The sequence below is a fragment of the Streptomyces aurantiacus genome, from assembly GCF_001418335.1.
Taxonomy (GTDB): domain Bacteria; phylum Actinomycetota; class Actinomycetes; order Streptomycetales; family Streptomycetaceae; genus Streptomyces; species Streptomyces aurantiacus.
Genome location: NZ_LIPP01000516.1, coordinates 244 through 1,130, shown reverse-complemented (window position 1 = coordinate 1,130; position 887 = coordinate 244). Strand labels below are relative to the sequence as shown.

Here is an 887-nt window from a genome sequence, read left to right as displayed (position 1 = left end):
CCAGTCGGTGATGTGCTCGTGGACGACCTTCTGCACAAAGGTCTTCGCCTCGGTGTTGCCCAGCTTGGTCTTGGTCTGGCCTTCGAACTGGGGTTCGCCGAGCTTGATCGAGATGATCGCCGTCAGGCCCTCGCGGATGTCGTCGCCCGTGAGGTTGTCGTCCTTCTCGCGCAGCAGCCTCTTGTCGCGCGCGTACCGGTTGATGAGACCGGTGAGCGCCGCACGGAAGCCCTCCTCGTGCGTGCCGCCGTCGGGGGTCTGGATGGTGTTGGCGAAGGAGTACACGCCCTCGCTGTAGCCGCCGTTCCACTGCATCGCGACTTCGAGGGAGAGCATGCGCTCCTTGTCCTCGGCCTCGATGTCGATCACGGTGGGGTGGATGACCTCTCCCTTGCGGGAGTTGAGGTACGTCACGAAGTCGACGATGCCGCCCTCGTAGTAGTACGTGACGGTCTTGACCTCTTCGGCCTCGTCCGCACCGGCCTCGTCGGCACCCGCCGTGGCCCTCGCCGAGTCGCGCTCATCAGTGAGTTTGATCGTCAAACCCTTGTTGAGGAACGCCATCTCCTGGAAGCGCCGCGAGAGCGTCTCGAAGGAGTAATCGGTGGTCTCGAAGATGTCGCTGTCGGCCCAGAAGGTGACCGACGTGCCGGTTTCCTCCGTGGCCTCGTGCTGGACCAGCGGAGCCGTCGGGACGCCCAGCTTGTAGTCCTGCGTCCAGCGGTGCCCGTCGGTCCTGATGTCCACGGCCACCTTGGTGGACAGCGCGTTCACGACGGAGACACCCACGCCGTGCAGACCACCGGAGACCGCGTAACCGCCGCCGCCGAACTTGCCGCCCGCGTGCAGCACGGTCAGCACGACCTCGACGGCGGGCTTGCCCTCGG

General features: G+C 65.5%; 1 protein-coding gene. It reads right to left on the bottom strand.

Going from position 1 to position 887, the window contains the following annotated elements; genetic code table 11:
• Nucleotides 1–887: DNA topoisomerase subunit B (locus tag AOK01_RS39790; protein ID WP_483855263.1), on the bottom strand; the 887-nt coding region annotated here is incomplete at both ends.